The organism is Herbaspirillum sp. B65 (genome assembly GCF_000333555.1).
Taxonomy (GTDB): Bacteria; Pseudomonadota; Gammaproteobacteria; order Burkholderiales; family Burkholderiaceae_D; genus Herbaspirillum; species Herbaspirillum rubrisubalbicans.
Genome location: NZ_BADI01000061.1, coordinates 1 through 3,780, shown reverse-complemented (window position 1 = coordinate 3,780; position 3,780 = coordinate 1). Strand labels below are relative to the sequence as shown.

General features: G+C 51.1%; 5 protein-coding genes and 1 pseudogene. 1 reads left to right on the top strand and 5 read right to left on the bottom strand.

Going from position 1 to position 3,780, the window contains the following annotated elements; genetic code table 11:
• Window positions 1-26: 26 nt before the first annotated feature.
• The 4 genes from I5W_RS29260 to I5W_RS01595 form a co-directional block, all read right to left on the bottom strand.
• Window positions 27-398: a hypothetical protein gene (locus tag I5W_RS29260; protein WP_252716853.1), complete on the bottom strand. Its 372-nt coding sequence runs from the start codon at window positions 396-398 to the stop codon at window positions 27-29.
• A 115-nt stretch (window positions 399-513) separates the two neighbouring features.
• Window positions 514-1,449 carry a hypothetical protein gene (locus I5W_RS01605; RefSeq protein ID WP_044527933.1) on the bottom strand — a complete coding sequence of 312 codons (936 nt, stop codon included), beginning with the start codon at window positions 1,447-1,449 and terminating at the stop codon, window positions 514-516.
• 176 nt (window positions 1,450-1,625) lie between these two features.
• The gene (locus tag I5W_RS01600) at window positions 1,626-2,714 is read right to left on the bottom strand and encodes an Imm71 family immunity protein (RefSeq protein WP_044527932.1); all 1,089 of its coding nucleotides are present in this window, start codon (window positions 2,712-2,714) and stop codon (window positions 1,626-1,628) included.
• Window positions 2,711-2,962, bottom strand: coding sequence for a hypothetical protein (locus tag I5W_RS01595; RefSeq protein ID WP_252716852.1), 252 nt, complete (start codon window positions 2,960-2,962; stop codon window positions 2,711-2,713). The genes I5W_RS01600 and I5W_RS01595 overlap by 4 nt, the downstream gene beginning before the upstream one ends.
• 170 nt (window positions 2,963-3,132) lie before the next feature.
• Between I5W_RS01595 and I5W_RS01590 the strand changes: the two genes are divergently transcribed.
• Window positions 3,133-3,555, top strand: a complete 423-nt coding sequence (locus tag I5W_RS01590) for a hypothetical protein (protein WP_017454620.1) — start codon at window positions 3,133-3,135, stop codon at window positions 3,553-3,555.
• 46 nt (window positions 3,556-3,601) lie between these two features.
• On the opposite strand, the pseudogene I5W_RS33930 reads toward I5W_RS01590, so the two are convergent.
• Window positions 3,602-3,780 (bottom strand): annotated as a pseudogene (locus I5W_RS33930) (methyl-accepting chemotaxis protein); the annotation flags it as partial.

Sequence of the window (3,780 nt, the reverse complement as noted above, 5' to 3'; positions counted from 1 at the left end):
TGGGTATTCATTTTTCTCATCGGGAATCATCCATGCCAGGAAAATTCGGTGAATGCGGGTGCATAGAAATTCATTCCGGTTATGGAGTAGACATCCAATGCGTGCTGGATGATTTGCTCGCTCACCGATAGGTCGAAATTGGCTAGAAAAGACCAGCCGTTAGGGATCCCATTATCCCAAGCATCCTCTTTTTTCAAGCGGCCATTGCGCAGGAGTTCATCGCGACGTTCCAGTGCTGCCTTGTCCAGGCGAGGATTGATGAATTGCATGAAGTCGCGAAGGCGTGTTTGAAAGCCTTTCAGATAATCGAGCGAGGCGAAATGGTAAAGCAGCGTGACTTGTCTCTTCTGAGTCACACTGAGTCGAGCTGCAGTAGGGGAAAGATCATGTTGGGTCATTTGGAAATCTTTCTGAAATATCTGAACGATGACATTAAAAAATGCTTGATCCGTTATTGAATACCGCCCCCTCGCGTCTTGCATTCAGTCCTCTCGAGCCACCGTATCTGTCTGATCAAGAGGAGCTATCTTCGGAGAAGTCGATAGGCTGTCCGTGAAGTTGTTCTACGTAAATCCAATCGCAGGGACGTGACGTAAAAGCGTGCCGAGCTACCAAACTTGCAGTGCGCTTGGGATCATTGACAGCGTCCTTGAAGAACGAATCTGCGATCAAGCGAGGATCTCGACGGTGACTTTGCACGAACTGATACATGCGGTAATCGTCGAGCCACAGAGCTTGACGACCTACACTCGCGAGTGCTTCAAGTCCCAGATCGTTAAATGTGGCGCACTCCTTGAGTTTTCCTGAAGGCTTTCCGGTCCAGCAAAATTGAGGAGTGCCATGAGGATCGTCGAGAGGCAAATAGACGCCGGTACGCGGCGGCGTTGTACCGCTGTGGGCGGTGATGTCGCTTCGAAGTCTCAATGCCGTCGCGTCTCCAAGTGCTTCGGGATGTTCCGTCAGACACATTGTCAAATCAAAATCGTCCCATCCTCCAGCTACGTTAAATTTCTTTAATGTTCTGTCGATATTCTGCGCGTAGAGGTACAGATCATCGAAACGGGATTGAAATTCATCTTCCTCTTCCGGTGTCATCCAGTTCAGGGAGTACTCCGACAAGCCGCGCCCACAATTGTACGCATCGGTAAACGAATAGACTTCGAATGCACGCTCTGCAATCTGCCTGGCGATAGATAGCTCGAAGTTGGCAAGAAATGCCCTGCCGTTTTGGACCCAGTTCTCCGAGGTGTCCCGTGTTCCCCAGCGGCTATTGGTCAGCAGTACGTCGCGGCCTTGAAGCTTGACCTTGGCCAACGTCGGATCGACGAATTGCATCAGCTCGTGCAGGCGTACTTGAAGGCCTTTCAGATATTCGAGGGAGGCGAAATGGTAAAGCAGGCAGACGTGCTTTTTCTGGATCAGGCTGAGTTCAGTGGGGTACTCGCTCATTCTATTTGTTCTGGACTTTTCGCTTCTTGAGGCAAGTAAGATGAGTTGATATTGTACGTATCCTAAAAAGGGCATGATCGTCGCATCGCCCGATTGAGCCCAGTACGTAGCTCCATTTCCTCGCCGTCTTAGGTGGCTCATCGCACGTGAGACAAATCGATACGCGATGAATTGCCTCAATGAGCCATTACCCAGCGCACCTTACGACCCTGGTGTAATGGGAGCAGATCGCCTTCATTGAGATCAATACTTGCTGCCAGATCTGATTCCACTAACCATTTTCCGGTTACGGGCGCGGCGACACCGCTTTCAGCCCAGATGATTTGATCATCCACGGACCAAGTCGGGGCCGCAGATCGTTCCGATTCGGGCTGAGTGAAGAAATAGCCCGTTTCTTCCTCTGGAATGAGGCCATCTGTATAGCGGTCATCTTTCCAAAGCAAACGCCAAGTGGCAGGCAGATTGACTCCGTTTTCGCCCGCGTAAGCCCTGATCGACGGGGCGGGGGAGCCGCCGTGCAAATAATTCATGCATCCCATCAGCGAGAACGGCGGAAGTGGCTTCGAGCTTTTTCCCATGATGCTCATGACTAAGGAGGGTTTGGGTGCGTCAATAGGTTCCCAGATCCCAGAGCATGGCGCCAGCGAACCCGTGTGTACGAAAACGTTGTTCTGAGGATTGGGGATGAGTTGGAGTTCTTTAGGAAATGGCGTCTTTTTCAGTAAGTCTGACAGCCAGTCGTTATAGCGGAGGAGCGCTGGATCATCCTCATAACGAGGCTCCAGAATTTTGCTCCCGCACTCTCCCCACGCTTGGCCCAACTCTTTGAGTGCCATGCGGAATGAGCCCCACAAAGGGGTATGCTCTTCGTCGATCTGGTTTTCGCCAATCTCTATACGGTGTACTAACTGGGAGTAATGCGCTAACCCACGTGCCGCCATGACGAATTCACCGTTGGCATCGTATTTGAAGACGCGCTTGTCACCCTGTCGAAGGCGGCGTACACCTTCTTCGCAATGCGCCAGACATTTCAGAAGAAATACATATTCCGAATGAGGCAGGGAGGTTAGTGCTCCCCATCCGCGATCATCTGCTTCCCGTAAGCTGTTTTCTACTACGTCGACCCACGCTTGATAAAACGCAAGGACCCGTTGCCATGCGGTGACTGAGCTGATTTTTCTTAGCAAGTAGAAAATCTGCTGCCGCTCCAGCTCAGAGGGCAGTTTGATGTCTTTGAGATCGATATGTTCGTGAGATGATTTCATGGGGAGACAAAGACCTGATCGTTATTCTTGCTTGCGTTTTCCCGCGCACCTACACGTGCTGTCTGGGTGGTAACGGTTCCAGGGGGATGCAAATAACCCCAGATGCCATTGGCATCTTTCCATCCAGTGGCAGAAAATGTAAATTCCATGCCGGTGGCCGGATCATCTACCGTGACGTGAGCAGGGCCTTTGCCTGCCCAAAAGTCATGCCCCACCTTCGCGAGCGCTTCCTTGAAACTGGCTTCCATATCGATGTAGGCTTGTGTGGCGCCTCCCGGCATGGCCATTGAAATCAGGGATGTGCGAAAGATAGCTAAGAATGTGGGGAATCAAAGAAAATATAACGAAGCGATGCTAGAGATGTTGGAATATTTTAGATGTCTTGAAAAGCACGGCTTACTGCCTTAGGAGCTTTAATATGCAAGAACACATCATCATGTCTTACGTGGGCGTCGGACCGCTCAAGTTTGGAATGACTCGGGGCGAGGTTCATCAGTTATTGGGCGCGCCGTTATTTACCAAGAAAAGCCAATTCTTCGAAGAATCAAGAGAATTTTGGAGCGAGAAACGTTTGCAGTTAACTTTTTCTGACACGGGTGATGGATTGTTAGAGATCAGCCTGTATCCCAATCTACCAAATGTCCAATTGAATGGACTCAAATTGTTCGAAGTTCCGGGAGCGTATGCCTTTAAAGTTCTGCATGATTGGGACGATGAGCCACTATCAAAAACTGGCACGAGTGTCTTTCTCAAGCTTGGATTGGCTGCCCATGGTTTTTTGTACGACGATGACGGCACCAAATCGGTAACGGCTTTTGCAAAAGGAAGATGGGATGAATAGGCATATATGCACGAAAAAAAGTGGGCCCTTTGATCTCACAAGCTCTGGCTGCGCTGCCGCTGGTGGCGGTCTGCGCGGCCCCACCCGAGAGGCGCAGCGCTTCGGCGGCGTGGTCGGTGTTCTGGCGCACGGTGGTGGTCAGCTCTTCCATGCTGGCAGCGGTTTCTTCCAGCGAGGCGGCTTGTTCCTCGGTGCGCTGCGAGAGATCGAAGTTGCCTGCGCGAT

Excerpts from the sequence above, each read along its gene's own strand:
- I5W_RS01595 (WP_252716852.1), bottom strand. The coding sequence starts at position 2,962 with ATGGAAGCCAGTTTCAAGGAAGCGCTCGCGAAGGTGGGGCATGACTTT.
- I5W_RS01605 (WP_044527933.1), bottom strand. The coding sequence starts at position 1,449 with ATGAGCGAGTACCCCACTGAACTCAGCCTGATCCAGAAAAAGCACGTC.
- I5W_RS01590 (WP_017454620.1), top strand. The coding sequence starts at position 3,133 with ATGCAAGAACACATCATCATGTCTTACGTGGGCGTCGGACCGCTCAAG.
- I5W_RS29260 (WP_252716853.1), bottom strand. The coding sequence starts at position 398 with ATGACCCAACATGATCTTTCCCCTACTGCAGCTCGACTCAGTGTGACT.
- I5W_RS01600 (WP_044527932.1), bottom strand. The coding sequence starts at position 2,714 with ATGAAATCATCTCACGAACATATCGATCTCAAAGACATCAAACTGCCC.